General features: G+C 65.2%; 26 protein-coding genes and 1 tRNA gene. 12 read left to right on the forward strand and 15 right to left on the reverse strand.

The annotated features are described in order from the left end of the window. Positions 1-83 precede the first annotated feature (83 nt). Together IVB23_RS18530 and maiA are read right to left on the reverse strand one after the other, a co-directional pair. The gene (locus IVB23_RS18530) at positions 84-596 is read right to left on the reverse strand and encodes a MarR family transcriptional regulator (RefSeq protein WP_197969014.1); all 513 of its coding nucleotides are present in this window, start codon (positions 594-596) and stop codon (positions 84-86) included. Next, the gene (gene maiA / locus IVB23_RS18535; RefSeq protein WP_247804582.1) at positions 586-1,218 is read right to left on the reverse strand and encodes a maleylacetoacetate isomerase; all 633 of its coding nucleotides are present in this window, start codon (positions 1,216-1,218) and stop codon (positions 586-588) included. Before maiA ends, IVB23_RS18530 begins: the two co-directional genes overlap by 11 nt. Before the next feature lie 206 nt (positions 1,219-1,424). Between maiA and gtdA the strand changes: the two genes are divergently transcribed. Then, positions 1,425-2,465, forward strand: a complete 1,041-nt coding sequence (gene gtdA, locus IVB23_RS18540; RefSeq protein ID WP_197969013.1) for a gentisate 1,2-dioxygenase — start codon at positions 1,425-1,427, stop codon at positions 2,463-2,465. Between the two features lie 194 nt (positions 2,466-2,659). Here the strand turns inward: gtdA and IVB23_RS18545 are convergent, their stop codons facing one another. From IVB23_RS18545 to IVB23_RS18560, 4 genes are all read right to left on the reverse strand, one after another. Then, positions 2,660-3,481 carry an ABC transporter permease gene (locus IVB23_RS18545; protein WP_247804584.1) on the reverse strand — a complete coding sequence of 274 codons (822 nt, stop codon included), beginning with the start codon at positions 3,479-3,481 and terminating at the stop codon, positions 2,660-2,662. Then, positions 3,474-4,247, reverse strand: a complete 774-nt coding sequence (locus IVB23_RS18550) for an ABC transporter ATP-binding protein (protein ID WP_247804586.1) — start codon at positions 4,245-4,247, stop codon at positions 3,474-3,476. Before IVB23_RS18550 ends, IVB23_RS18545 begins: the two co-directional genes overlap by 8 nt. 127 nt (positions 4,248-4,374) lie before the next feature. After that, positions 4,375-5,379 carry an ABC transporter substrate-binding protein gene (locus IVB23_RS18555; protein ID WP_061882563.1) on the reverse strand — a complete coding sequence of 335 codons (1,005 nt, stop codon included), beginning with the start codon at positions 5,377-5,379 and terminating at the stop codon, positions 4,375-4,377. A 34-nt stretch (positions 5,380-5,413) separates the two neighbouring features. Then, entirely contained in the window at positions 5,414-6,781 is a 1,368-nt protein-coding gene (locus IVB23_RS18560; RefSeq protein WP_247804588.1) for an FAD-dependent oxidoreductase, read from the reverse strand. A gap of 111 nt (positions 6,782-6,892) precedes the next feature. Here IVB23_RS18560 and IVB23_RS18565 point away from each other — a divergent pair, with 111 nt between their 5' ends. From IVB23_RS18565 to IVB23_RS18575, 3 genes are all read left to right on the forward strand, one after another. Then, a complete protein-coding gene (locus tag IVB23_RS18565; protein WP_197969008.1) occupies positions 6,893-7,777 on the forward strand; it encodes a LysR family transcriptional regulator in 885 nt (294 codons plus the stop codon). A 189-nt stretch (positions 7,778-7,966) separates the two neighbouring features. Further along, positions 7,967-8,230 (forward strand): hypothetical protein, encoded by a 264-nt coding sequence (locus IVB23_RS18570; RefSeq protein WP_247804589.1) that lies wholly within the window; start codon positions 7,967-7,969, stop codon positions 8,228-8,230. A 30-nt stretch (positions 8,231-8,260) separates the two neighbouring features. Next, positions 8,261-8,824, forward strand: coding sequence for an NADAR family protein (locus IVB23_RS18575; protein WP_131872533.1), 564 nt, complete (start codon positions 8,261-8,263; stop codon positions 8,822-8,824). Here the strand turns inward: IVB23_RS18575 and IVB23_RS18580 are convergent. After that, on the reverse strand, positions 8,821-9,615 hold the full coding sequence (locus tag IVB23_RS18580) for an enoyl-CoA hydratase-related protein (protein ID WP_247804591.1): 795 nt from the start codon (positions 9,613-9,615) through the stop codon (positions 8,821-8,823). The two genes, IVB23_RS18575 and IVB23_RS18580, sit on opposite strands and share 4 nt — an antisense overlap. A gap of 149 nt (positions 9,616-9,764) precedes the next feature. Between IVB23_RS18580 and IVB23_RS18585 the strand changes: the two genes are divergently transcribed. Beyond that, positions 9,765-10,739: a ketopantoate reductase family protein gene (locus IVB23_RS18585; protein WP_247804593.1), complete on the forward strand. Its 975-nt coding sequence runs from the start codon at positions 9,765-9,767 to the stop codon at positions 10,737-10,739. Between the two features lie 3 nt (positions 10,740-10,742). On the opposite strand, the gene IVB23_RS18590 is transcribed toward IVB23_RS18585, so the two are convergent. From IVB23_RS18590 to IVB23_RS18600, 3 genes are all read right to left on the reverse strand, one after another. Further along, positions 10,743-11,420, reverse strand: a complete 678-nt coding sequence (locus IVB23_RS18590; RefSeq protein WP_247804929.1) for an alpha/beta family hydrolase — start codon at positions 11,418-11,420, stop codon at positions 10,743-10,745. A gap of 104 nt (positions 11,421-11,524) precedes the next feature. Beyond that, a complete protein-coding gene (locus tag IVB23_RS18595) occupies positions 11,525-13,081 on the reverse strand; it encodes a long-chain fatty acid--CoA ligase (protein ID WP_247804594.1) in 1,557 nt (518 codons plus the stop codon). Beyond that, positions 13,078-13,821 carry a TetR/AcrR family transcriptional regulator gene (locus IVB23_RS18600; RefSeq protein WP_247804595.1) on the reverse strand — a complete coding sequence of 248 codons (744 nt, stop codon included), beginning with the start codon at positions 13,819-13,821 and terminating at the stop codon, positions 13,078-13,080. Before IVB23_RS18600 ends, IVB23_RS18595 begins: the two co-directional genes overlap by 4 nt. An 87-nt stretch (positions 13,822-13,908) precedes the next feature. Here IVB23_RS18600 and IVB23_RS18605 point away from each other — a divergent pair, with 87 nt between their 5' ends. The 5 genes from IVB23_RS18605 to IVB23_RS18625 are packed head-to-tail and all read left to right on the forward strand — an operon-like array spanning position 13,909 to position 17,966. Continuing rightward, the gene (locus IVB23_RS18605) at positions 13,909-15,090 is read left to right on the forward strand and encodes a lipid-transfer protein (RefSeq protein ID WP_247804597.1); all 1,182 of its coding nucleotides are present in this window, start codon (positions 13,909-13,911) and stop codon (positions 15,088-15,090) included. 7 nt (positions 15,091-15,097) lie between these two features. Next, a complete protein-coding gene (locus tag IVB23_RS18610; RefSeq protein ID WP_247804598.1) occupies positions 15,098-15,553 on the forward strand; it encodes a MaoC family dehydratase N-terminal domain-containing protein in 456 nt (151 codons plus the stop codon). Further along, the gene (locus tag IVB23_RS18615) at positions 15,550-15,960 is read left to right on the forward strand and encodes a MaoC family dehydratase (protein ID WP_247804599.1); all 411 of its coding nucleotides are present in this window, start codon (positions 15,550-15,552) and stop codon (positions 15,958-15,960) included. The genes IVB23_RS18610 and IVB23_RS18615 overlap by 4 nt, the downstream gene beginning before the upstream one ends. A gap of 19 nt (positions 15,961-15,979) precedes the next feature. Next, positions 15,980-16,807, forward strand: coding sequence for an SDR family oxidoreductase (locus tag IVB23_RS18620; protein WP_247804601.1), 828 nt, complete (start codon positions 15,980-15,982; stop codon positions 16,805-16,807). A gap of 13 nt (positions 16,808-16,820) precedes the next feature. Further along, positions 16,821-17,966: an acyl-CoA dehydrogenase family protein gene (locus IVB23_RS18625; protein WP_247804602.1), complete on the forward strand. Its 1,146-nt coding sequence runs from the start codon at positions 16,821-16,823 to the stop codon at positions 17,964-17,966. Positions 17,967-18,112: 146 nt separating this feature from the next. Here IVB23_RS18625 and IVB23_RS18630 read toward each other — a convergent pair whose 3' ends face one another. Next, positions 18,113-19,093, reverse strand: a complete 981-nt coding sequence (locus IVB23_RS18630) for a helix-turn-helix domain-containing protein (RefSeq protein WP_247804604.1) — start codon at positions 19,091-19,093, stop codon at positions 18,113-18,115. A 139-nt stretch (positions 19,094-19,232) separates the two neighbouring features. Here IVB23_RS18630 and IVB23_RS18635 point away from each other — a divergent pair, with 139 nt between their 5' ends. Next, positions 19,233-19,958 (forward strand): alpha/beta hydrolase, encoded by a 726-nt coding sequence (locus tag IVB23_RS18635; RefSeq protein WP_247804606.1) that lies wholly within the window; start codon positions 19,233-19,235, stop codon positions 19,956-19,958. Positions 19,959-19,994: 36 nt separating this feature from the next. Here the strand turns inward: IVB23_RS18635 and IVB23_RS18640 are convergent, their stop codons facing one another. From IVB23_RS18640 to IVB23_RS18650, 3 genes are all read right to left on the reverse strand, one after another. Continuing rightward, complete coding sequence (locus IVB23_RS18640; protein WP_247804607.1) at positions 19,995-21,134, reverse strand: amidohydrolase/deacetylase family metallohydrolase; 1,140 nt, start codon at positions 21,132-21,134, stop codon at positions 19,995-19,997. A 151-nt stretch (positions 21,135-21,285) separates the two neighbouring features. Further along, positions 21,286-22,746, reverse strand: a complete 1,461-nt coding sequence (locus tag IVB23_RS18645; protein ID WP_247804609.1) for a catalase — start codon at positions 22,744-22,746, stop codon at positions 21,286-21,288. Between the two features lie 68 nt (positions 22,747-22,814). Beyond that, positions 22,815-23,456 carry an HD domain-containing protein gene (locus tag IVB23_RS18650; protein WP_197968996.1) on the reverse strand — a complete coding sequence of 214 codons (642 nt, stop codon included), beginning with the start codon at positions 23,454-23,456 and terminating at the stop codon, positions 22,815-22,817. A gap of 105 nt (positions 23,457-23,561) precedes the next feature. Here IVB23_RS18650 and IVB23_RS18655 point away from each other — a divergent pair, with 105 nt between their 5' ends. Beyond that, positions 23,562-24,545 (forward strand): GlxA family transcriptional regulator, encoded by a 984-nt coding sequence (locus IVB23_RS18655; RefSeq protein WP_197968995.1) that lies wholly within the window; start codon positions 23,562-23,564, stop codon positions 24,543-24,545. Positions 24,546-24,571: 26 nt separating this feature from the next. Here IVB23_RS18655 and IVB23_RS18660 read toward each other — a convergent pair. Beyond that, positions 24,572-24,648: transfer RNA gene (locus IVB23_RS18660), tRNA-Arg, on the reverse strand. Positions 24,649-24,758: the final 110 nt, after the last annotated feature.

A 24,758-nucleotide genomic window follows, 5' to 3' on the forward strand; every position in this document is an offset into this window, starting at 1 on the left:
ATGGGTCCCGGATCTGCGCTCCGCTTGTCCGGGACGACGGCGATGAATGAGGCGCGAGCGGAGACCCGCTCACTCACATCCCCTCAGCCGCTCTTCCCCAGATGCTCCAGTGCATCCTCCGCCCGCAGCGGCACGCGCGAGGCCTCGTTGTTGAGATCGACGAGCTGCACCAACAGCCCCATCAGCGCCTTGCGGTCGGCGGGCTTCAGCGGCTCCAGCATCCGCGCCTGGGCGCGTTCGACGGCGGGGATGATGTCGCGCAGGATCGCGCCGCCCGATTTTGTCAGGTGGAGCAACTTGATCCGCCTGTCTTCCGGCGCCGGCTTGCGCTCGATATAGCCCTTGGCTTGAAGCCGCTCGATCACGCTGCCGAGCGTAGAGCGGTCGAAGGCGATCACCGCCGACAGCCGCGTCGCGTCGATGCCGGGATGGGTATGGATCGCGACCAAAGCGGCATATTGCACCGGGGTGAGATCGAACGCCTTGCACTCCTCCATGAAGATCGAGACCGCGATCTGCTGCATGCGCCGGAACAGATAGCCCGGCGCGGCATAGACCGCGTCCATGGTGATCGGAGCGGCAGGCTTACTCGGCATCGGGCTGCTTCTCCGGTGCGGCGTCGGCGAAGGCGGGCAGCGCCTTGGCGGCAGCCTCGGCTTCGAGCAGGCGCGGATAGGCGGGGACGTCGACGCCGAAGCGGCGCGCATTGGTAAGCTGCGGTACGAGGCAGAGATCGGCCAGCGTCGGCGCATTTCCGAAGCAGAACGGCCCCTTCTCGTCTCGGATCAGGGTCTCGCAGGCTGACAGGCCCTCGCGATTGACCCAGGCCGCCCACTCCTGGACCTTCTCCTCGGGCAGCCCGAGCTCGCGCAGCCGCGCCAGCACCTTCAAATTCTGCACCGGATGGGTGTCACAGGCGATTGCCAGCGCGAATGCCCTCACCTTGGCGCGGCGAAGCGGATCCTTCGGCAGCAGCGGCGGATTGGGGTGGGTCTCGTCGAGCCATTCGATGATGGCGACCGATTGGGTCAGCACCGTACCCGCATCATCCTCCAGCGCCGGCACCAGGCCCTGCGGGTTGATGGCCAGATAAGCGGGCGCGCATTGTTCGCCCTTGCGAAGATGATGCGGCAGATGCTCGGCGCCGAGCCCCTTGAGGTTCAGCGCGATCCGCACCCGATAGGCGGCGCTGGAGCGGAAATAGCCGTGCAGCTTCATCGAGACCCTCCCTCGTGATTTTCTGTCATTCCGGGGCTCGCGAAGCGAGAGCCCGGAATCCATACTCCCGATCGCGGTTATGGATTCCGGGCTCGACGCTGGCGCGTCGCCCCGGAATGACAGCGACCTTGTAGGCCCTTAGCCACGTTGACGCTAGCCAGATCGTCAGTATACTGTCAATCAACAAACGATCGGGAGCAGCAACCATGGAAGCCGTGACCAAGACGCCGGAACGCGAGGCGTTCTACAAGAAGATCGACGGCGAGAATCTCACCGCGCTGTGGACGGTGATGAGCGACCTGATCACGCCGGAGCCGAAGAGCGCCTGCCGGCCGCACCTTTGGAAGTTCGACGTCATCCGCGATTACATGACGGAGGCCGGCAAGCTCATCACCGCCAAGGAAGCCGAGCGGCGCGTGCTGGTGCTGGAGAACCCGGGGTTGCGCGGCCAATCCAAGATCACGACCTCGCTCTACGCGGGGGTGCAGATGGTGGTGCCCGGCGACGTCGCCCCTGCGCACCGGCACAGCCAGTCCGCGCTGCGCTTCGTGCTCGAAGGCAAGGGCGCCCACACCGCCGTCGATGGCGAACGCACCGCGATGGAGCCCGGCGATTTCATCATCACGCCGTCCATGACCTGGCACGATCATTCCAACGAGACCGACCAGCCGATGTTCTGGCTCGACGGCCTCGATATCCCCTTGGTGCAGTTCTTCGACTGCTCCTTCGCGGAAGGATCGAAGGAAGACCAGCAGAAGATCACGAAACCTGCCGGCGACAGCTTTGCGCGCTACGGCCACAACCTCTTGCCGGTCGATTTGAAGCGGAGCTCGAAGACCTCGCCGATCTTCAGCTATCCCTATGCCTACACCCGCGAGGCGCTGGAGAAGGCCCGCGCGAGCCAGGAGTGGGACGCCTGTCACGGGCTCAAGCTGAAGTTCAGCAACCCCGAGACCGGCGATTTCGCCATGCCGACCATCGGCACCTTCATTCAGCTGTTGCCCAGGGGATTCAAGACCGCGCGCTATCGCGCGACCGACGCGACGGTGTTCTGCCCGATCGAAGGCAAGGGCTGCAGCCGGATCGGCGATGCCGTTTTCGAGTGGGGCCCGCGCGATCTGTTCGTGGTGCCGAGCTGGCACTGGGTGACGCACGAGGCCGACGACGACGCCGTGCTGTTCAGCTTCTCGGACCGGCCCGTGCAGCAGAAGCTGGATTTGTTCAGGGAAGATCGCGGGAACGCGTGAGGCGGGTATTGAGCAATACCCGGTGTCGTCCCGGACAAGCGCGCCCTAAGCGCGCGCCGATCCGGGATCCATAGCCACAGGGAGTAATGAGGGCGCCAAGCGAATAACTCCGAGTCCCCTTAATCACGATTGCCTGTGGTTATGGGTCCCGGGTCTGCGCTTGCGCTTGCCCGGGACGACGGTTGTGACGGTAGCTATCGCCAGTGCAACAGCCGCGTCTCCAGCCAGCCGATCACCTTGCCGACTGCGAGCCCGAACACCGACAGGATCACCACGCCCGCGAGCAGCTGATCGGTCTGCATCAGATTTCCGGCCTGCAGCACGAAGGCGCCGATGCCGTATTGCGCGCCGATCATCTCGGCGCTGACGACGAGCAGCAGCGCCACGGAGGCGGTGATGCGGAAGCCGGCGAGGATCGCGGGCAGCGCGCCCGGCCAGATCACCTTGCGCACGATGCTGGCAAACGGAACGTTGAAGCTCTGCGCCATGCGGATGAGGTTGCGCGGCACCGCATCGACGCCGCTATAGACCGAGATCGCCGTCGAGAAAAACACCCCTAGCGCAATCGTAGCGATCTTCGGCTCTTCGCCGATGCCGAGCCAGAGGATCAACAGCGGCAGCAGCGCGATCTTCGGAATCGGGAACAGCGCCGAGATGAAGGTGATGCCGACGCTGCGCGCCAGCCGCGACAGGCCGATGGCAAAGCCGACGACGACACCAGCCGCAGTGCCGAGCAGCCAGCCGACGCCGATGCGCAGCAGCGAGGCCGAGACGTGCTGCCAGAGCGCGCCCGACACCGCGAGTTGGTAGATCGCGCGGGCGATGGCGGAAGGCGGCGGCAGAAACAACGGATTGACGAGGCCGGCGCTGCCCGCGACCTGCCAGATCGCGATGACGAGGGCGAGCGCGATCCAACCGCCGTGGCGGCTCGAGTCCGGCACGAAGCCCGCGCCGCGGAAGCGGACGCGGCGCGTCGCAGTGTCCTTCGCAATCTCCGCCGGCGCGCGGTCAAGCATGCTGGACCTCGCGCTCGGCATCGATCGCCTCGTTGCGGATCAGCGACCAGATCTGGTTCTGAAGCGCGAGCAGCTGTTCACGCGCAGCAATTTCGCCGCGGGCCGCGCGCGTCATCGGCACGGTTACGACCTCGCGGATGCGTCCCGGCCGCCGCGACAGCACCACGATGCGGTCGGCAAGCCGTGCGGCTTCCTCGAGATTGTGGGTGACGTAGACCGCGCCCATGCCGCCATCGGCGAGCAGGCGGACAAAGTCTTCCATCAGGAGCTCGCGGGTCTGCGAATCCAGCGCCGAGAGCGGCTCGTCCATCAGCAGGATCGCAGGTCTCACCGCAAGCGCGCGTGAGATGCCGACGCGCTGGCGCATGCCGCCGGAGAGCTGCTTTGGATAGGTGGTGCGGAAATCGGTCAGGCCGGTGCGGCGCAGCGCGTCCTCGACCAGCGCACGGCGTTGCGCAGCGCCAAGCTGGGCATGCAGCAGCGGGAATTCGACGTTCTCCTCCACCGTGGCCCAGGGCAGCAGCGCAAAATCCTGGAACACGAAGGTCAGCGGATTGAGACTGTCCGCCGGCGGCGCCCCGCGCAGCTCCGCCGCGCCGGAGGTCGGCAGCAAGAGGCCGCCCAGGATCGACAGCAGCGTGCTCTTGCCGCACCCCGATGGCCCCACGATCGCCACCACCTCGCCGGCGCTGACGGTGAAGGAGACGTCGTCGAGCACGGCGAGATCGCCGAAGCGATGGGAGATGTGGTTGGCAATCAGGTCCATGAGCTGCGTCCTCTCACTCTATCTCCGTCATCCTGAGGTGCTCGACTTGCGGCGCGCCGCAAGTCGAGCCGATGCACTGCGCTGCTCGCACCTCAGGATGACGGGGAGAGAGACGTGCTCGCATCGATCAATCCGCCCTCACATAGTCCTTGGCGATGATCGCATTCACGTCAAAACCCTTGTCGGCAAAGCCCTGCTCCTGGAGCCATTTGATCTGGTTGTCGACATTCTTGACGTCCAGCTTGCCGTCGGGATCGACATAGGCGCAATTGCCGACCACCTGCTCGACCGGCAAATTGGTGTACTTGGCGATGATCTCCAGCAGCGGCTTTGTCTGCTCGTTGATCGGGGCGACACCGTCCTTCATCGCGGCAAGGATGACATCGTGATATTCGCGATCGGCCTTGGCGAGCGCGCCGAGCAGCTTCGTCACCAGCGTCTTGCTGGCCAGCGTCTTCGGCGAGGCGAACACCGCCCCCAGCTGCCACGGCGTCTCGTCGCCGACCCAGCCTAAGAACTTCGCGCCGCCCTCGTCCATCAGCTTTCGCGCCGTGGAGATCGGAAGCAGCGCGGCGTCGACAGTCTCGCCCTTCAGCGCAGCCGCCGCATTCGAGAGCGACTGCAGCGGAACGATCTTCACCTCAGAGAGCTTGAAGCCGTATTTATCGGCGAGCAGGCCGAGCGAATAGTGAAAGCTCGATCCGACCTGCGTCACCGCCACGCGCTTGCCGGCGAGGTCCTTCGGCGTCTTCAGCCCGGCGGCATAGGCGTTGTTGCTGGCGAAATAGCCGATCAGGGGATAGCCGGGCTTCTCACGGCTCATGCCGCCGATCACCTTCAGCACGCCCTTGCCGGCGAGATTGTAGAGGCCCGCGGTGAAGGCGGTGACGCCGAAATCGACATCGCCCGAGGTCGTCGCTACCGCGATCGGCTGCGCCGCGTCGAAGAATTTCAGCTCGACCTCCAGGCCGGCGTCGCGGAAATAGCCCTTGTCCTGCGCGATGAAAACGGGCGCGGAGGAGGACAGGCGGAGCACGCCGATCCTGGCCTTCAGCACATCCTCGGCCCGCGCCGTGCCCATCGCCATGATCGCCACCAGGCCCGCTATCGCGAGCCGCGCCATCCCGATCATTCAATTTCCTCCGCCGTCGCTGTCCTGCAGTCCGCTACAGCCCTTCGGGGACGGCCTGGTCCCGCCCGATGAAGGCGCCCTGTTGCTTCAACGTTTCCTGCAGCTTTTCAATGGGGATGTCACGCGGGATTCGGTTTCCGGAGAGCGCCAGCGCGGCGGCGGAACCGGCAGCCTCGCCCATCACGAAACAGGCACCGGAGACACGCGCCGCCGACTGGCCTTCATGTGTCATCGAGGCACAACGGCCGGCGACCAGGAGATTGTCGACGCCCTGGGGCACCAGCATCCGGTAGGGCAGCTCGTTGTAGCCGCGCGATTCCGGAATTGGCGGAAATGTGAAGACGACGTCGCCGGGAACATGGGCCTCGATCGGCCAGCCGTTAACGCCAATCGAATCCTCGAACGAGGCGCAGCCGAGCACGTCCTCGCCGCTGAGCTGATAACCGCCCTCGATGCGGCGGGTCTCGCGGATGCCGAGCTGCGGCGGCAGGTCGACGATGTAGGATTTTTCAAAGCCCGGTACGGTGCTGCGCAGGAATTCGAACGCGGCGAGCGCCTGCTTGCGGCCCTCGATCTCACCGCGGGTGAGATCGTCGGGCTCGATGCCGTTGATGGCGTGGCCATCCTCGCGCGCAACCTGCGTAAAGTTCACGCGCCATTCGATGCCGGATTTTTGCGGCCGCACGATGGCGCTCTTGCGCGGGAATGTGTGCGTGCCGGCCGCGACCGCCTTCTCCATCAGTTGCGGGATGGTCCGCCAGGCCTCGCCCGCCTTCCCGGGATCGATGCCGTTGAGGCGGAGCATCATCGAGGGATAGAGCGGATGCCCCTGCTCGTCGCCGATCTCGAACGGCGCGCCGGCCCACACGGCGAGATAGCCATCGCCCGAGCAGTCGATGAAGATTTCTGATCGCACCGCCTGCCGGCCGCCCTTGGTCTCCACCAGCAGAGCGTCAACGCGGCGGTCATCGCCCATCACGACGCCGGCACCGAGCGCATGAAAGAGGATGTGCACCTTGTGACTGGCGAGAAGCTGGTCAGCGGCGATCTTGTACGCGGCGGTGTCATAGGCCTGCGCGAAGACCTTGCCGAGGATCAGATGCGGCGTGTTGAGGCCGTTCAGCCGATCAATCCGCGCCAACAGATCCGACGCCATGCCCTGCACCAGCCGCCGGTGCTCGCCATGGACATTGCCATGCAGGCCGCAGAAATTGGTGACGCCGGCCGCGGTGCCCATGCCGCCGAGGAAGCCGTAACGCTCGATCAGCAGCGTCTTCCGTCCCGCGCGCGCCGCTGACGCTGCCGCCACGATGCCGGCCGGTCCGCCGCCGAGCACGACAACTTCGTATTCGCCATAGAGCGGCACTTGTCGTGCCGGCTCTTCGATCATCGTGGCCCGCATGGCGCGTCCGCTCCCGAAATCTCTTGCTTGAGGGCGACTATGAATTAACGCGCAGCAAGCTACAATCTACCAAAATACGCGATCAGCTTTCGCGAATCGAGAAAGGTGGATATGGACATCCTGGTGAACCTTCAGGCCTTCCTCGCCACCGCGGATGCGGCCGGCTTCTCCGCCGCTGCACGAAAGCTCAATGTTTCGACCTCGGTCGTCGCCAAGCGCGTCACGCAACTGGAGGCCCGAATCGGCACGCCGCTGTTTCATCGTTCGACGCGGCAATTGCGGCTCACCGAAGCCGGGCAGCGCTATGTGCATCGCGCGCGTGGCGTCGTGGCCGACGCCACCGACCTGCTCTCGCGCATGGGCGAGAAGGGCCACGACCTCGTCGATCACCTGCGCATCAAGGCGCCGACCTCGCTGACCGTGGCGCGCCTCGCCGATGCCTTCAGCGCCTTCCAGACCCAGAACCCGCGGCTAAAACTCGAGATCGTGCTGATCGATCGTCCGGTCGATCCTGTGGCCGAAGGTTTTGACATCGCCATCGGCGCCTTCCCGCATTCCTTCGGCGGCGTCATCGACGAGCCATTGTGCCCGCTGAAGCGGCTGCTCTGCGCCTCGCCGGCTTACCTGAAGAAGCACGGCACACCAAAACATCCGCGCGACCTCGTCGAGCATCGCTGCCTCAGTTTCATGCCGACCGGCCCCGAATGGGTCTTCGACGGACCGCGCGGCCGCATCAGCGTCCAGGTCAGCCCGCTGCTGTCGTCCAACGAGGGCCATGTATTGGCGCGCAGCGCCATCGCTGGCAACGGGATCGCGCTGCTCTCGCATTATCTCGTCGCGGACTCATTACGCGACGGCACGCTCAAGCCGGTGCTGCGCGACTTTCCGATTCCCGAATTGTGGGTGAAGGCCGCGATTCCCGAGCGGCGGCGCAATGCCGCCGCGGTGCAGGCGCTGCTCACCCTGCTGAAAACGTTACTGGCGCGGTCGCTGTAGGCTGCGTCGCGAAGGTGTCACAAGATGGCGGTTGCTCTCGCAGAATGGACCTGAGAGAAGGTACACCATGTAGGCGGAGGCCGTAGCCCGCATGAGCGAAGCGATATGCGGGACCGCCCGCTGCATTCCCGGATGTCGCTTCGCTCATCCGGGCTACATGTGCCGCGCTCATCTCAACGAAGGGATTCGATGCTCTTGAAACATGCCCTGCCCGCCGTCGTCGTCCTCGCGCTCTCAACCACGCCCGCCGCAGCCCTCGAGCAGAACTGCCGCTTCATCCAGGCCAAGCCTGATCGCGAGGCCTGCTACAAGCGTCAGGAGGAAGAGCTGGCTACAAAGCGCAAACCTGCACCTGCGGCGGACGAGAGCAAGACACTCGAAACGATGCGCCAGCTGCGGCAGAACGACGACGCAGTTTATCGCAGCATCAACAACATCTGCCGCGGCTGCTGAGCGGACCATCGTGATGGGAGGAGAGGCTGGATGCAAATCGACGGGTTGGACGCACTGAAGAGTGCCGTCAGCTCTGGATGGGTTGCGGAGTTTCTTTTCTTCTGGGGACACACGCCCAAGGATCACAGGGTCGACAAGCACGTGCTCAGCCAGTGGTGGCCAGCGACGTTCATCATTGATGGCCAGGCCTATGCAACGGCCGAACACTACATGATGGCGCAGAAAGCCGAACTCTTTGGGGATCGAGACACCCTCGACGCCATCCTTGCTGCACCTGCTCCATCGCAGGCGAAAAAGCTCGGTCGATTGGTGAAAAACTACGACGATGAGCGCTGGATCGCTCATCGCTTCGATGTGGCAGTGCGCGGCAATCTGGCAAAGTTCGGTCAAAATCCCGAGCTCAGAGACTGGCTGCTCGCGACCGGCGAGACCGTCCTTGTGGAAGCCAGTCCCGTCGACAGCATTTGGGGAATCGGTCTTGCCGCCGACGACAAGCGAGCCGGAGACCCGCATGCTTGGCCCGGGCTCAATCTGCTGGGTTTTGCGCTCATGAAAACTCGTCAATCGCTGCGGACGAAAGAGCGGGCGGCCTAGCCGCCCCAGTTCGCCGCCCGCTTCTCCGCGAATGAGGCCAGCCCTTCCGCCGCCTCGGCGCTCTGGCGCTTGAGCGAATGTAGCCGCACGAGCCGGGTGTAAGCGGCATCGTCCACGGCCATACCGCCGAACGAGCTTTCCAGCGCGAGCTTCTTGGTCTCAGCCATCGCCTCGGGCCCGTTGGCGAGCAATTGCTCGACCACCTTGCTGCCGGCGGCGTCGAGTTCGGCGAGCGGCACTACATCGTGGACGAGGCCGATGCGACGGGCGTCCTCGGCACCGAAGCGCTCGCCGGTCAGCGCGTAGCGGCGCACCTGCCGGACGCCGATGGCGTCGCAGAGCTGCGGGATGATGATCGCCGCGGTCAGGCCCCAGCGCACTTCGGTGATCGAGAACAGGGCGTTGTCCGCGGCGATCACGACATCGCAGGCCGCGATCACGCCGGTACCGCCGCCAAAGCAGCCGCCCTGCACCAGCGCGACGGTCGGGATTGGCAGCGTGTTGAGCCGCTGCACCGCCTCAAAGGTGGCCCGCGACGCCGCCTCGTTCGCTTCAGCCGATTGCGGCCGCACGCCGTTGATCCATTTGAGATCGGCGCCGGCCTGGAAATGCCTGCCGTTGCCCCTGAGCACGACGACGCGCAGGTTCGGCTTTCTGCCGAGATCATCCATGGCCGCGAGCACGCCGGCGATCAGCGCGCCGTCATAGGCGTTGTTGACCTCCGGCCGGTTCAACGTGACGGTCGCAACCCCGCGTTCATCGAGGCTCCACAGCACCGGGTTGGCGGTCATCGGCGGTCCCTCCGGTCGTTTGTTTGCCCCGCACTATGGCCGAGGCCGCGTCGCTTGATCCATAGCTTTCCAGCGTAGGGCGGTCGCGTCCATCGCATGGCGGCTTGTGTCATGCTGGCGCGGGGCGGCATCAAGGGACAGGACTCATCATGCGCATCTGCATTTTCGGCGCGGGCGCCGTCGGCAGCCACATTGCGGTGCGGCTGGCGCGCGCGGGCCACGAGGTCTCGTGCGTCATGCGAGGGGCGCATCTGGAGGCGGCTCGCGCAGGCGGGCTCAAGCTACGCGTCGGCGATTCCGAGGTCGGCGCCAGGGTGAACGCCTCGGGCGACCCGGCCCAGCTCGGCCCGCAGGACGTCGTGATCTCGACACTGAAGGCCACCGCGCTTCCGGGGCTGGTCGGCAGCATCAAGCCGTTGCTCCAGGACGACACCGCGATCGTGTTCGCGCAGAACGGCATTCCCTGGTGGTACGGCATCGGCCTGCCGCCGCGGCACCCGACGCCGCCGGACATTTCCTTCCTCGATCCCGGCGGACGCTTGCGCGCCTGCATCCCGAAAGAGCGGATCATCGGCGGCGTGATCTTCTCCTCGAACGAAGTGACCGCGCCGGGCGTGGTGCAGAACCTGACGCCGGACCGCAATCGCGTCTTGATCGGCGAATGCGACGATCGCAATTGCGAGCGCATCACGAGGCTCCGCAACGTCCTCAACGATGCCAGGCTGGAATCGCCGCCGGTGGCCGAGATACGCGAAGCGATCTGGTCAAAGCTGCTGACCAACATGTCGCTCTCGGTGCTGTGCCTGCTCACCGGCCAGACCGCGCGCGGCGTGCGCGACGACCCCGCCTTTGCGGAGGTGATTCCACGCATGCTGAGCGAGGCCAACGAGATCGCCCAGCACTTCATTCCCGAGGTCAAGCGCGTGACCCGCAGCGGCCCCGCCCCCAATCACAAGCCGTCGCTGCTCCAGGACTACGAGCTTGGCCGCGCCATGGAGATCGACGTGCTGGTGAAGGCGCCCCAGGCCTTCGCGCGTACCGCCGGCTTGTCGACGCCGACGCTCGACCTGATCGCCGCGCTGGCGATCCAGAAGGCGCGCGACAAGGGGCTTTATGCGGCGTGAAGCTCAGGCGAGCTCGTCGATCCAGGTCGCGAGCGCATCCAGCACTTCCGTCAGCGCTTCGTCGTTGCTGCGGCCCGACTTTCTCAGGACCGCGAAGGAGTGATCGCCGCCTTCGACTTCATGCAGCGTCGCCCTCGCGCCGAGCGTCTTGATCACGGGCCTGAGATGGCCGAGATCGGCAAGCCCGTCGCGCGTACCTTGCAGGAACAGCATGGGGATTGCGATGCCGGCGAGGTGCTCTGCGCGCTCGCTGGACGGCTTCTTGTCGGCATGCAGGGGAAAGCCGAGGAAGGCGAGCCCTTTGACACCGGGCAGCGGTGCCTTCGACTGCGCCTGCGAGGTCATGCGCCCGCCGAACGACTTGCCGCCGGCAACGAGCTTCAATCCAGGACAGCGCCGCGTCGCCTCCTCGACCGCGGCGCGGATGGCGGCGTGTGCGACCGCGGGCTGGTCCGGGCGCCCCTGCTTCTTTTCCATGTACGGGAAATTGAAGCGGAAGGTCGCGATGCCGCGGCTCGCGAGGCCTTCTGCGACCTTCTCCATGAAGGAGTGCCGCATATCGGCGCCCGCACCGTGCGCCAGCACGTAACAGGCGCGGGCACGGCCCGGCTGAGTCAGGATCGCCGAGACCGTACCGATGCGCTCGATGTCGAGCTTGAGCTCTCGCCTCTGGATCAAGATTGGACGTTCCCGATGAGTCCTGCAAGAGATACTCGCGCGACCGCGATCTGGAAACATCAATCTTCACGCGTCCTCGACGCGCATGCCGTAACGCGCGGAAGCCGTCAGCTGACCCGCCGTTCCCTCCCCTCCCAGAACGGCCGGCGCAGCTCGCGCTTCAGCACCTTGCCCGCGCCCGACAGCGGCAGCGGTGTCTCCGTGATCTCGATACTGCGGGGACATTTGTAGCCGGCAATCAACGTCTTCGAGAACTCGATGAGCTCGCCGGCCGAAACTTCCACGCCGCTGCGTCTGACCACGACGGCATGGACCTGCTCTCCCCATTGCTCATTGGGAATCCCGATGACGGCGCATTGCAGCACCGACGGATGCTGCGCCAGCGCGTTCTCGACCTCGACCGAGTACACATTCTCGCCGCCCGAGATGATCATGTCCTTCACGCGGTCGACGACATAGATGAACCCGTCCTCGTCCATGTAGCCGCCATCGCCCGTGTGCATCCAGCCATCGACGACGGCACGCGCGGTCTCCTCCGGCCGCTCCCAATAGCCCATCATCACGGTGTCGCCGCGCACCACGATCTCGCCGACGGCCCCTGCCGGCACCGGCCGGTCGTTCTCGTCGACGATCCGGACCTCGCAACCGAGCGTGGCACGGCCGGCACCGCGATGACGTCCCTTTCGGCGCCCCTCCCCGACATGCTCACCGGCGTGCAGCAGCGTCGCGATCGGCGACAATTCGGTCATGCCATAAGCCTGGGTGAAACGCACATGCGGCAGTGCGCGCGCGGCACGGTCGAGCACCGCCTCGCTGATCGGCGAGGCCCCGTAGATGATGTGCTTGAGCGAAGACAGATCGTAGTTGCCGATCGCGGGGTGATCGACGAACATCTGGATCATCGTGGGCACCAGCAGCACGTCGGTCACGCGCTCGTTTTGCATCGCGGCCATCACCCCTTCAGGGGTGAAGCCCTGAACGATCACGTTTGAGCCGCCGGAGAGCAGCAGCGAATACATCGCCGCACCGTTGGCGAGGTGAAACATCGGCGCAGCATGCAGATAGGTCGTGCTCGCCGGAAACAGTCCTTCGCCGAGAGCATTGAGCGCGTTGGCCATCAGGTTCTGGTGGCTGAGCATCACGCCCTTGGAACGCCCGGTGGTGCCGCCGGTGTAGAAGATGCCGGCGAGATCCTCGCCCTTGCGCATAGCATCGGCGACCGGAGCGTTGCCCGCGACCAGATCCTCATAGCTTTCCATTCCGGCCGGCACCTCGCCGTCGTCGGCATAGACCAGCTGCAGCCCCGGAATGGCGCCGGCGAGTTGCGCGCCGACCTGCGCGAAGGCCTTGTCGACCAGCAGCACGGAGGCGCGGCAGTCGCGCAGTGCATCTTCGTTTTCAAGGGCGCTCCAGCGGATGTTGAGCGGCACGATCACGCCGCCGGCCCAGCCCGTCGCCAGATAGAGCTCGAGATAGCGGTCCGAGTTGAAGGACAGTACGGCGACGCGATCGCCATCGCGGACGCCGCGCGAGCGCAGGCCGCCGGCCAGCTTCGCGACGCGCTCGCCGAGCTCGCCCCAGCTGCGGCGCCGCGGGCCATAGACGGTGGCTAGCCCGTGCGGGTTGATCTGCAGCGCGCGCCGCAGCCCGTGCGTGATGTTCATCGCGTTCCTCCTCCTGTACGCTTCTTCCCTATCGTCCCGCGCGTTGAGTTGCGCTGTTGCGGCGCTCTCGGCGTCTTCTTTGTCATCTGCTGCCGGCCCTCGGTCGCCAGGCCTTCCGTCAGCCGAACCGTGAATTCGTCGGCGATTTCGTTCGGCGACAGCCCGCCGTCACGGCGATACCAATGGCCGATCCAGTTGAGCGCGCCCGCGATCGCGAACGCTGCAAGCTTGGGGTCGCAAGGCCTGATCGAGCCGTCGTCGATGCCTCCGGAGATATACTTCCGGAACGTGGCGTCGATGCGCTTCTTGGCGGCGCGCGCGACACCGGCGTTCCGCTCGGTCAGGTCGCGCAGATCGAAACGCACCAAGCTCGCGCCGAAATCGGTCGCCATCAGCCCGGCATAGGCGTGCACCAGCTTGCGCAGCTTGGCGAGGCCCGAACCACCGCCGGCGTTGATCTCCGTGATGACGCTGTCGACGAGCTCGGCGCCCATCGACCAGCATTCGAACAGGATCTCGTCCTTGCCCCGGAAATAATTATAGAGCGCGGGCTTGGTGATGTTCAGCCGCTCAGCGACCTCGTTCAGCGTCACGCGATGATAGCCCTGCTCCAGGAACAGCTGCACGGCGGCGCGCAGCACCGCCTCGCGCTTCTCGTCCCGGGCGCGGCGGCGGCTCTCGAACGGCAGCCAGGGCGACGGCGGCGGCGATGAGGGCGGAGCGGGCGGCGCTGAATCCATGCTCGGTCGGTTGACTCTCGTGGGCATCGACCGATATGTTACCCACGGGTAAGAAAAAGTCCAATGGGTAATTTTCTGGAGGAAGCCATGTCTGACGTGATCGTCGCAGGGGTCGGCATGATCCCCTTCGCCAAGCCGGGCGCCAGCGCGCCCTATCACGAGATGGGGACGGAAGCGGTCAAGCTGGCGCTCGCCGATGCCGGCCTCGGCTACGACAAGGTGCAGCAGGCCTATGCCGGCTACGTCTACGGCGATTCCACCTGCGGGCAGCGCGCGCTCTATCCTGTCGGGATGACCGGCATCCCCATCATCAACGTCAACAACAACTGCTCGACCGGCTCGACCGCGCTGTTCATGGCGCGGCAGACGATCGCGAGCGGCGCACTCGACTGCGTGCTGGCGGTCGGCTTCGAGCAGATGAAGCCCGGCGCGCTCGGCAGCGTCTATACCGATCGCCCGAGCGCGTTCGAGGAATTCGACGCGGCTGCGGACCAGCTGATCGATGCTCCCGGTATTCCGCTGGCGCTGCGCTATTTTGGCGGCGCCGGCCTCAGCCACATGAAGAAATACGGCACGCCGCTCGACGCCTTCGCCAAGGTGCGCGCCAAGGCGAGCCGCCATGCCAGGAACAATCCGCTCGCACTCTTCCGCAAGGAAGTCACCGCCGACGACGTGATGAGCGACCAGGTGATCTGGCCGGGCGTGATGACGCGCCTGATGGCATGCCCGCCGACCTGCGGCGGCGCCGCGGCCGTGCTGGTGTCGGAGCGGTTCGCGGACAAGCACGACATCGGGAAGGAGGTGCGCATCGCGGCGCAGGCCATGACCACCGACACGCCCTCGACCTTCAAGGCCGGCGACATGATGCAGCTGGTCGGCTACGACATGGCGAAAGAAGCGGCAGGCCGGGTTTATGAAAGCGCCGGCATCGGGCCGGACGATCTCGATGTCGTCGAGCTGCACGACTGCTTTGCCCACAACGAGCTCATCACCTACGAGGCGCTCGGCCTCTGCGGCGAGGGCGAGGCCGGCAAGTTCATCAATGACGGCGACAACACCTATGGCGGCCGGATCGTGACCAATCCGTCCGGCGGATTGCTGTCGAAGGGACATCCGCTCGGCGCCACCGGGCTTGCGCAGTGCTACGAGCTGACGCGGCAGCTGCGTGGCACGGCCGGCGCCACGCAGGTCGAGGGTGCCAAGGTCGCGCTTCAGCACAATCTGGGCCTTGGCGGCGCCTGCGTCGTCACGCTCTACAAGCGGCATTGATATCCGCATGGTCGATCAGTCCGCCGTAGGGCGCAGCTTCACGCCCGTCACCGCGCGCGTGGAGCCTGGCCGTCTTCGCTACTTCCTCAACACGCTGGGTGAAAAGAATCCGGTCTACCGCGATGCGAATGCTGCCCGGTCGGCCGGGTTCACCGGCATGCCGGTGCCGCCGACCTATTTGTTCTGCCTGGAGATGATGGACGTCGACCACCCCTTCGAAATGTTCAGCGCGCTCGGCATCGATCTCGCCCGCGTGCTGCATGGCGAGCAGAGCTTCGTCTATCACGCGCCGGTTCTGGTCGGCGATACCCTGACGTTTCGGCCACGCGTGACCAGCGTGACGGAGAAGAAGGGCGGTGCGATGACGCTGATCGGCATCCGATGCGAGGTGACCAACCAGGACGGCGTGCACGTCGCCGATACCGCGCGCACCATCGTCGTCCGCAACGAGGTGGCGTCATGACGGCATCCGGAGACATCAAGGAAGGCGACCGCATCGTCCACAAGGTCTTTCCGCCGATCACCCGCCACACGCTCGCGCTCTATTGCGGCGCATCGGGCGATCACAACCCGATCCACGTCGATATCGACTTTGCCAAGGCGGCCGGATTTCCTGACGTGTTCGCCCACGGCATGCTGGTCATGGCCTATCTCGGACAGGCGCTCACGGATGCGGTCCCGCCGCCGAAGCTCCGCAGCTTTGCGACCCGCTTCGTCTCGATAACTCAGCTCGGCGCCAGGCTGACTTGCGAAGGCACCGTGACCGAGCTCTTCGCCGAAGCCGGCGAGCGGCGCGCAAGGCTCGCGCTCACCACCAGGGACGAACGCGGCGAGGTCAAGCTCGACGGCAGCGCCGTCATCGCGCTGTAACAGAATCCAGGGAGACCACATGGCAAAGCTACAAGGAAAGGTCGCGCTCGTCACCGGCTCGGGCCGCGGTATCGGACGTGCGATCGCACTCAAGCTCGCGCGCGAAGGCGCCAGGGTCGTCGTCAACGACCTCGATGCCGAACCGGGCGACGCCGTTGTGGCGGAGATCAAGGCGCTCGGCGGCGACGCCGTTGCCGTGAACGGCAGCGTCGCGGAAGCGGGTTTCGCCGACCGCTTCGTCGGCGCCGCGCTGGACAAGTTCGGCGGGCTCGACATCGTCGTCAACAATGCCGGCTACACTTGGGACTCCACCATCCAGAAGATGACGGACGAGCAGTTTCAAGCCATGCTCGACGTCCATCTGGTCGCCCCGTTTCGGATCCTGCGTGCGGCCGCCGAGCCGATCCGCGTTTTTGCCAGAAAGGAAGCCGAGGAAGGACGCGAGGTATTCCGCAAGGTCGTGAACATCTCCTCGATCGCAGGCCTCTACGGCAATGCCGGTCAGGCCAGCTATTCCTCGGCCAAGGCCTCGCTGATCGGATTGACCCGAACCATGTGCAAGGAGTGGGGCCGCTACAAGGTCAACGTCAATTGCGTCGCCTTCGGCCTGATCAATACCCGCCTGACCCAGCCGATCGAGGCACAGCAGAAGACCATCGACGTCGCGGGCCGCGACATCAAGGTGGGCGTGCAGCCGCACATGCTGGAGGCCATGTCGCGCATGATCCCGCTCGGCCGCGGCGGCACGCCGGAAGAGGCGGCCGACGCCGTCTATCTGTTCTGCAGCCCGGAATCCAATTATATCAGCGGCCAGGTGGTCGTCGCCGGCGGCGGCCTGATTGTCTGAGAGCGAGGCGCCGATGCAATACCGATCGTCGTGGATGACCGAAGAGCTGGACACGTTCCGCGACCAGTTCCGGAAATATCTCGCCAAGGACCTGGCGCCGCACGCCGAGAAATGGCGCGAGCAGAAGATGGTCGACCGCTTCGCCTGGCGCGGGCTCGGTGAGATGGGCGCGCTGCTGGCGAGCGTGCCGGAGGAATATGGCGGCCTGGGTGCCACCTTCGCCTATGACGCGGCCGTACTGGACGATCTCGAAAGCACGGTGCCGGAACTGACCACCGGCGTCTCCGTGCACAGCGCCATCGTCGCGCATTACATCCTCAACTACGGCTCGGAGGAGCAGAAGACGCGCTGGCTGCCGAAGATGGCCTCCGGCGAGATGGTCGGCGCCATCGCCATGACCGAGCCCGGTACCGGCTCGGACCTGCAGGCCGTGAAGACCACGGCGAAGAAGCAGGGCAATTCCTACGTCATCAACGGCCAGAAGACGTTCATCACCAACGGCCAGGCCGCCGACCTCGTCATCGTGGTCGCGCGCACCGGCGACGCCGGTGCCAAGGGCATCTCGCTGATCGTGGTCGAGACCGCGGGCGCGGACGGCTACAAGCGCGGGCGCAACCTCGACAAGATCGGCCTGCATGCGTCCGATACGTCGGAGCTGTTTTTCGACAACGTGACCGTTCCGCCGGACAACCTGCTCGGCAAGGAGGAAGGTCAGGGCTTCGTCCAGCTGATGCAGCAATTGCCGCAGGAACGGCTCGCGCTCGCGGTCGGCGCCGTCGCCTCGATGGAGCGGGCAGTCAAGCTCACGACGGAGTACACCAAAGAGCGGAAGGCGTTCGGCAAACCGCTGATGGACTTCCAGAACACCGCCTTCACGCTGGCCGAGCGCAAGACCGAAGCGATGATCGCGCGCGTCTTCGTCGACTGGTGCATCGAGCGGCTGGTCGCCGGGGATCTCGACACGGTGACGGCGTCGATGGCGAAATACTGGTGCTCGGAGAAGCAGGTCGAGACCGCCGACGAATGCCTGCAGCTGTTCGGCGGCTACGGCTACATGCAGGAATACCCGATCTCGCGCATCTTCATCGATTCCCGCATCCAGAAGATCTATGGCGGCACCAACGAGATCATGAAGCTCTTGATCGCGAGATCGCTGTAATCAGATTGCTGTCGGGGAGAGGCACGCACGCTTGCACGGCAATCCCAACGCGTCGTCCCGGACAAGCGAAGCGGAGCGCCGATCCGGGACGACGAGCGGAGATCGGGGCTGCGGCGTTGCCATGAGCGGCCCGCACGCGAACTTCCTCACCGCGCGCGCCAGTCGCGCGGCCGGCAGCCGAAGCGCTGCTTGAAGCGGCGGGTGAAGTGGGAGAGGTCCGAGAAGCCCCAGTCGAACGCGATGGCGCCGATCGCACGATCCGCCATCGCGGGATCCCCGAGATCCCTGGCCGCGCCGTCGAGCCGGTGGTCAATGACGTAGTCGGTGAAGCTGGAGCCTGATCGCGCCAGCAGCTTGTGGACGTAGCGTTCGCTGATGCCGACGGCCTCGGCGACATCGGCAACCGCAAGGCCGGGCTCGCGGAGCCGCCGGTGGATGGCGCGCTTCAGCGCCAGCGTGGTTGCATCGGCAAGACTCTCGGACTCCGCAGCGCCTGCCCGGCTGCGCCGCGACAGGCTCACGGCGACCAGCTCAATCAGAACCCGGAACAGCCGCACGCCCTCGTCTTCGCTCATGCGCAGCGCCCCCTCGCTGAGCGTGCGCGCGGTCTCGACGATGAGATGGCCGACGAAGGGATCGTCGGAGACGCGCGCTGCTCCGACGTCGAAGGAGGCCGGCAGGCGCTCGCGCAAGGCTTCTGCCGGCACCCAGAACGAGGCAACGCGCAATTGTGGTCCGCGGTCGTGCAGAAGCGCGAACTGCCGATCGCTGTCGAAGATGCCAACCTGTCCCGACGAAAGGCTGATCTCGCGATCATCTTGCTGGATGCGACAGCGGCCCCCCAGCTTCAGGTTGAGATAGAAGCAGCTGCGGTCGGATGCCGCGATGTCGGCCGCAGAGCGCCGCACCACGTGCTCGGGAAAGCTGACGCGGTTGATCGCGGCATCGCCGAGGCGGACGTGCTCGACGCTGGCCGGAAAGCCGGCTGCGGCCGCCGGCTCCGGCGTCAGATTCATGAAGGCCTGGCAGATCGCCTCGCGATAATACGCGAATTGCTCGGTCGGCCGCACACCCGCAGTATTCCAGGCGGATTGGCGTGACGGAATGGCGCGCTCGATCTGCTGCATCGGTTCACTCCGAGACCAATCCGGTTCACTCCCAGCCAAGCAACGAATTCGTGACCGGTCCAGATTTGCCGCGCGGCCACGCTGCCCAGCCAAGGCCATTATGCGCCGATCTAATCACACCCTCGGGAGGAGTCACAACATGTCGACCTATGTTCTCGTCCATGGCGCCTGGCACACCGGTGCCGAGTTCGAGCCCGTCGCCGCACCGATCCGTGCGGCCGGCCATCAGGTCTATACGCCGACGATCAAGGGCAACCGCCCGGGCGATGCCAAGACGACCGGGCTGAAGGAGGCGATCCAGTCGATCGCCGACTATCTCGCCGAGAACAATCTCAAGGACGTCATCCTGCTCGGCCATTCCTATGGCGGCATGATCATCACCGGCGTCGCCGATATCGCGCCGGAGCGCATCCGCCGTCTGGTCTACTGGAATGCCTTCGTGCCCAACAATGGCGAATGCCTCAACGACATGGTGCCACCGCACTATATCGGGCTGTTCGACGCGATCGCGGCCGAGCGCGGCGACGGCTCGGTGGTCTTGCCGTTCCCGATCTGGCGCGAGGCGTTCATCAACGATGCCGATCTGGAGACGGCACAGCGCGCCTACGACGTCCTCAACCCGCATCCGCTCGCGACGTTCACCGACAAGATCGCGCTCAAGGCCAATCCGGCGGAGATGCCGCTGGCCAAATCCTACATCAACTGCACCGAGGACGTCGCGATGCTGCACAGCCATCCCTGGCATCCGCGGCTGTCGGAAAAGCTCGGCCTGTTCCGCCTGGTGCAGGTGCCGGGAAGCCATGAGCTGTGCTTCTCCGATCCGGCACGGCTCGCCAAGGCGATCATGGAGGCGGGACGCGACTGACAGCGCGCCCTGATGCACCTCTCGATCCCTGGGCGCTCAATTCGGATGCCACCAGCGGCCGCCGATGACGACGCCCTCGGAGACGATCTTGCGATCGCCGACCAGGTGCTCGCCGACGACGTCCTCATAGTCGAACTGGCCCTGCCTGACTGAGATCAGCGTGGCGTCGCCGACGCTGCCCGGCTTGAGGCTGCCGAGCCCCGGGCGGCGCAGCGCCATCGCCGCGTTCACGGTCGAGGCCGCGATCACGTCGGACAGCTCCATGCCCATGCACAGGAACTTCGACATGGTCGTGACCTGGTCGTAGGCCGGGCCGTCGATGCAGAGCTGGTGGATGTCGGAGGAGATGGTGTCGGGATAGAAGCCGTTGGCGAGCATCGCGCGCGCGGTCTTGAACGCGAACGAGCCCTTGCCGTGGCCGATGTCGAACAGCACGCCGCGCTCGCGCGCTTCCAGCACCGCCTTCTTCACCGTGCCCTGGGCCGTCGCGGGCGTGTTCGGGAAAGGGCGGAACGCGTGGGTCAGCACGTCGCCGGGCCGCAGGCGGGCCAGCACCTCCTCGTAGCTCGGCGGCGGATGATCGATATGCGCCATCAGCGGCATGCCGACCTCGTTCGCAACCTCCAGCGCGATATCGAGCGGCACAGCCCCCGACGTGCCCGATGAGTGCAGGCCGACGCGCACCTTGATGCCGACGATGCGATCGCGGTTGGCATCGGCGACCCTGGCCGCCTCGATCGGATTCATCAGCCGCAGCTCCTCGCTCTCGCCGACCATGATCCGGTGCGAGAAGCCGAAGATGCCGGCATGCGATACGTGCAGATAAGCGAGGATGCGAACCTGGCTCGGCTCGATCACGTGCTTGCGGAAGCCGGCGAAATTGCCCGGACCGGCGCTGCCGGTATCGACCGCCGTGGTGACGCCGGAGAGACGGCAGAACTCCTCGGCATCGATGCCGAGCGAGGTGCCGCCCCAATAGACATGGGTGTGCAGATCGATCAGCCCCGGCGTCACGATGAACTGTGAGACGTCGCGCACCTCGGTGCCCGGATCCGCCTCGAGCCCACTGCCGATCGCAGCGACCTTGCCGCCGGCAAAGGCGACGTCGGTCACGGCATCGAGCTTCTGGGACGGGTCGATCACCCGCCCCCCGCGCAGGATCAAGTCGAAAGGCATCGTGGTCTCCGGATGTAGCTAAGGGACGGCCGACTGGTCAGCCGAGAGGAAGGAATCCCCACACCTCTAGCAATTTTTGCGCCGAAGTCCCTTGGCAAATCGAGACGAGACCCATGACAAATCAGCAGCCCCGGGGATGCTGTCGATGCACCTATTCAGAGCGAACTGTGGCAAGACGCATCAGCGCGTTGCGGACGCCGGCGCCATATGCCGGATCGGCTTTCGTGCAGTTCGCGATGTGGCGCTCCTGGATGTGGACGGCTGCACTGCCGACGGCGCGTGCCGTGTTGTCGAACAGGACCTGCCGCTGCGCCGCGTTCATCTTGCGGAACAGGTCTCCGGGCTGCTGATAGTGGTCGTCGTCGACCCGATGATCCCAGTGGGCGGTGGCGCCGTCGATCTCCAGCGGAGGCTCGTTGAGATCGGGCTGATCGGTCCACTCGCCGTGACTGTTGGGGAAATAGGTCGGCGTTCTCCCCAGATTGCCGTCCGTCCGCATTGCGCCGTCGCGATGGTAGCTGTGATACGGACAATTTGGGGCATTGACCGGAATAAGGTGATGGTTGACGCCGAGGCGATAGCGCGCCGCGTCTCCATAGGAGAACAGACGAGCCTGCAGCATCTTGTCGGGCGAGAAGCCGATGCCGGGAACGACATGGGCCGGCGAGAAGGACGCCTGCTCGACCTCGGCGAAGACGTTTTCCGGATTCCGGTTCAACTCGAAATATCCGACCTCGATCAGCGGAAAGTCCGGCTTGGGCCAGACCTTGGTCAGATCGAACGGGTTGAACGGAAGCGCTTTGGCTTGGTCATCGGTCATGACCTGCACGAACATAGTCCAGCGCGGAAAATCGCCACGTTCTATGCTCCCGAACAGGTCGCGTTGATGAGACTCGCGGTCTTTGCCGACGAGCGCCTCGGCCTCGGCGTCCGTCAGGTTCTCGATGCCCTGCTGCGTGCGGAAATGAAACTTCACCCAGGTCCGCTCATTGGCAGCGTTGAGGAAACTGTAGGTATGGCTGCCGAACCCGTGCATGTGACGATAGCTCTTGGGAATGCCGCGCTCGCTCATGACGATGGTGACTTGATGCAGCGCCTCCGGCAGCAACGTCCAGAAATCCCAGTTGTTGTCGGCGCTGCGCATCCCCGTCCGCGGGTCGCGCTTGATTGCGTGATTGAGATCGGGGAAGCGCAAGGGATCGCGGAAGAAGAATACGGGGGTGTTGTTGCCCACCATGTCCCAGTTGCCTTCCTCGGTGTAGAATTTCAACGCAAAGCCACGGATGTCGCGCTCGGCGTCGGCCGCGCCGCGCTCGCCGGCGACGGTCGAGAACCGCGCGAACATCGGCGTCTGCTTGCCGACTTTCGAGAAGATCTTCGCCTTGGTGTAGCGGGTGATGTCATGGGTTACGGTGAAGCTGCCGAAGGCACCCGATCCCTTGGCATGCATCCGCCGCTCGGGGATCACTTCGCGGTCGAAATGAGCCAGCTTCTCGATCAGCCAGATGTCCTGGAGAAGAGCGGGGCCACGACGGCCCGCGGTCATGATGTTCAGGTTGTCGCTGACGGGAGCGCCGGTCGCGTGCGTGAGATGGGGTGGCTTGTCGCTCATGTGATGATTCCCGATCGGTGATTTGGAGAAAGAGGCGGTGGGGCCGCGCGGCAGCGCCGAGCGCCGGCTCAACCGTGCCAATGCGAGCCGCGGATGACGCTGCAGAAATTGCCGCGATGGAAATGCGGCTCCTTGTCGGCGATGACGTCGGCCTTGACGTTGCCGAAGGTGGTTTCCGGCCTGTGCTTGATGCCGTCGTAGAACGCCTGGATGATGTCCTCCTTGAAGTGCGGCGTTCGCGGAAACGCCTTCACCACCGCCTCGCGTTCGTCGTTGGAATAATCCTCGTAGCTGAGGCCGAGAACGTCCATCTCGACGCCGGCGGTCACCAGAGCGACGACGGGATGCATATACTGCGGCACGCCCGGCGTCGTGTGCAACGCGATCGCGGTCCAGACCGTGTAGGCGTCGGCTTCGGAGATGCCATGGCTGCGCAGGAAGTCACGAGCGGCGTGCGCGCCGTCCACTTCGAACCGTTCGTGCTTGCTGCCATGGCCCGGCATCAGGCCGATGTCGTGGAACATCGCACCTGCGTAGAGCAGCTCGCGGTCGAATTTCAGCCCGCGGCGAATGCCGGCCAGCGCGCCGAAATGATAGACGCGGCTGGAATGATTGAAGAGCAGGTCCGTCTCGGTGTCACGGATGTAGTCGGTGATGGCGCGCGCGAGCTTGCTGTCGGGAATGGCGGCGGCTTTGGCAATCTGCGGCATGAGGGTCTCCTGAAAATCTCTGGTCGCCCGCAAGCTAAATCCGCGCTATTCTGTCTTCAATTGACGTAATACGTCTAAAGCGGACAAATACCGACCGAGGCGGACATGAGCGGGAAGCCGAAACCGAGGACAGTTGTGATCGTAGCGTTGCCCGGGGTGCAGCTTCTCGACGTGGCGGGGCCGCTCGACGTTTTCGCCGAGGCCAACGTGCAGGCCGGCCATCAGGCCTATGTGCTTTTGGTGGCGGGGGCGGCGCCCGGCCCGATCCACAGCTCTTCAGGCGTGCGACTGATGCCGGACCGGATCATCGATCGCGGTTTCCAGGAGAGCATCGACACGTTGCTGATCGCGGGATGCCCGCACGCCGCCGACGTGCCGGCAGGCGGCGTGATGACCGATTGGCTCCGCCGGCGGGCGACCAGGACCCGGCGCTTCGGATCGGTTTGCAGCGGCGCCTTCTTCCTTGCAGCGGCGGGCCTCCTCGACGGCAGACGAGTCACGACACACTGGGCAGTCGCCGACCGACTTGCCGAAAAATACCCGTCAGTCACCGTGGACAGGGACGCGATCTACGTCACCGACGGCAAGCTTCGCACGGCTGCCGGCGTCACTGCGGGGCTCGATCTCGCGCTCGCTCTCGTCGAGGAGGATCTCGGGCGCGAGACGGCGATGAAGGTTGCGAGCCAGCTGGTCATGTTCTTCAAGCGCCCGGGCGGACAGATGCAGTTCAGCCGCAAGGGCGAGACCGTCCCCGCTGGCCGTGCCGCACTGCAGGAACTACAGCGCTGGGTTGCCGCCAATCCTGGACTGGACCACAGCGTCGCGAGCCTCGCGGCGCGCATGGACATCAGCCCGCGTCACTTTGCGCGGCTATTCCGTGCCGAAGTCGGAATCACCCCCGCAACCTGGGTCGAGGAGGCCCGCGTCAACGCCGCGAGACGCCTGCTGGAGCTCGGAAACGAAGCGCCCAAGCAAGTGGCCCTGCATTGCGGCTTTGCCGACGCGGACACGCTGCGCCGCGCGTTCGCCCGCCATGTCGGCGTGACGCCCGCCGAGTATCGCAAGCGCTTTGCGCGGATCCCGGCCTGATACGCGATACGAGGGAAAAATGAGAATGGCGATCCCGGGAAGACTCGAACTTCCGACCTACGGTTTAGGAAACCGTCGCTCTATCCGGCTGAGCTACGGGACCGCGGAACCCGGAGGAGCGGGTTCGGCCCCCTCATAGCAGAGCAAAATGCGGTTCGCCAGCCGTCAGGCGGGCCAAGCCATCGTCAACCTGAACAGGGCGGCTATACAATC

The organism is Bradyrhizobium sp. 191 (assembly GCF_023100985.1).
In the GTDB taxonomy this organism is placed as follows: Bacteria; Pseudomonadota; Alphaproteobacteria; order Rhizobiales; family Xanthobacteraceae; genus Bradyrhizobium; species Bradyrhizobium diversitatis.

Bases quoted from the DNA above. Each gene is read 5' to 3' on its own strand.
- IVB23_RS18655 (WP_197968995.1), top strand. From the start codon at position 23,562: ATGAGCGGGAAGCCGAAACCGAGGACAGTTGTGATCGTAGCGTTGCCC.
- IVB23_RS18585 (WP_247804593.1), top strand. From the start codon at position 9,765: ATGCGCATCTGCATTTTCGGCGCGGGCGCCGTCGGCAGCCACATTGCG.
- IVB23_RS18595 (WP_247804594.1), bottom strand. From the start codon at position 13,081: ATGAACATCACGCACGGGCTGCGGCGCGCGCTGCAGATCAACCCGCAC.
- IVB23_RS18650 (WP_197968996.1), bottom strand. From the start codon at position 23,456: ATGCCGCAGATTGCCAAAGCCGCCGCCATTCCCGACAGCAAGCTCGCG.
- gtdA (WP_197969013.1), top strand. From the start codon at position 1,425: ATGGAAGCCGTGACCAAGACGCCGGAACGCGAGGCGTTCTACAAGAAG.
- IVB23_RS18610 (WP_247804598.1), top strand. From the start codon at position 15,098: ATGGTCGATCAGTCCGCCGTAGGGCGCAGCTTCACGCCCGTCACCGCG.
- IVB23_RS18580 (WP_247804591.1), bottom strand. From the start codon at position 9,615: ATGACCGCCAACCCGGTGCTGTGGAGCCTCGATGAACGCGGGGTTGCG.
- IVB23_RS18555 (WP_061882563.1), bottom strand. From the start codon at position 5,379: ATGATCGGGATGGCGCGGCTCGCGATAGCGGGCCTGGTGGCGATCATG.
- IVB23_RS18645 (WP_247804609.1), bottom strand. From the start codon at position 22,746: ATGAGCGACAAGCCACCCCATCTCACGCACGCGACCGGCGCTCCCGTC.
- IVB23_RS18530 (WP_197969014.1), bottom strand. From the start codon at position 596: ATGCCGAGTAAGCCTGCCGCTCCGATCACCATGGACGCGGTCTATGCC.
- IVB23_RS18640 (WP_247804607.1), bottom strand. From the start codon at position 21,134: ATGCCTTTCGACTTGATCCTGCGCGGGGGGCGGGTGATCGACCCGTCC.
- IVB23_RS18570 (WP_247804589.1), top strand. From the start codon at position 7,967: ATGCTCTTGAAACATGCCCTGCCCGCCGTCGTCGTCCTCGCGCTCTCA.
- IVB23_RS18600 (WP_247804595.1), bottom strand. From the start codon at position 13,821: ATGGATTCAGCGCCGCCCGCTCCGCCCTCATCGCCGCCGCCGTCGCCC.
- IVB23_RS18625 (WP_247804602.1), top strand. From the start codon at position 16,821: ATGCAATACCGATCGTCGTGGATGACCGAAGAGCTGGACACGTTCCGC.
- IVB23_RS18560 (WP_247804588.1), bottom strand. From the start codon at position 6,781: ATGCGGGCCACGATGATCGAAGAGCCGGCACGACAAGTGCCGCTCTAT.
- maiA (WP_247804582.1), bottom strand. From the start codon at position 1,218: ATGAAGCTGCACGGCTATTTCCGCTCCAGCGCCGCCTATCGGGTGCGG.
- IVB23_RS18620 (WP_247804601.1), top strand. From the start codon at position 15,980: ATGGCAAAGCTACAAGGAAAGGTCGCGCTCGTCACCGGCTCGGGCCGC.
- IVB23_RS18550 (WP_247804586.1), bottom strand. From the start codon at position 4,247: ATGGACCTGATTGCCAACCACATCTCCCATCGCTTCGGCGATCTCGCC.
- IVB23_RS18630 (WP_247804604.1), bottom strand. From the start codon at position 19,093: ATGCAGCAGATCGAGCGCGCCATTCCGTCACGCCAATCCGCCTGGAAT.
- IVB23_RS18575 (WP_131872533.1), top strand. From the start codon at position 8,261: ATGCAAATCGACGGGTTGGACGCACTGAAGAGTGCCGTCAGCTCTGGA.
- IVB23_RS18605 (WP_247804597.1), top strand. From the start codon at position 13,909: ATGTCTGACGTGATCGTCGCAGGGGTCGGCATGATCCCCTTCGCCAAG.
- IVB23_RS18565 (WP_197969008.1), top strand. From the start codon at position 6,893: ATGGACATCCTGGTGAACCTTCAGGCCTTCCTCGCCACCGCGGATGCG.
- IVB23_RS18615 (WP_247804599.1), top strand. From the start codon at position 15,550: ATGACGGCATCCGGAGACATCAAGGAAGGCGACCGCATCGTCCACAAG.
- IVB23_RS18545 (WP_247804584.1), bottom strand. From the start codon at position 3,481: ATGCTTGACCGCGCGCCGGCGGAGATTGCGAAGGACACTGCGACGCGC.
- IVB23_RS18635 (WP_247804606.1), top strand. From the start codon at position 19,233: ATGTCGACCTATGTTCTCGTCCATGGCGCCTGGCACACCGGTGCCGAG.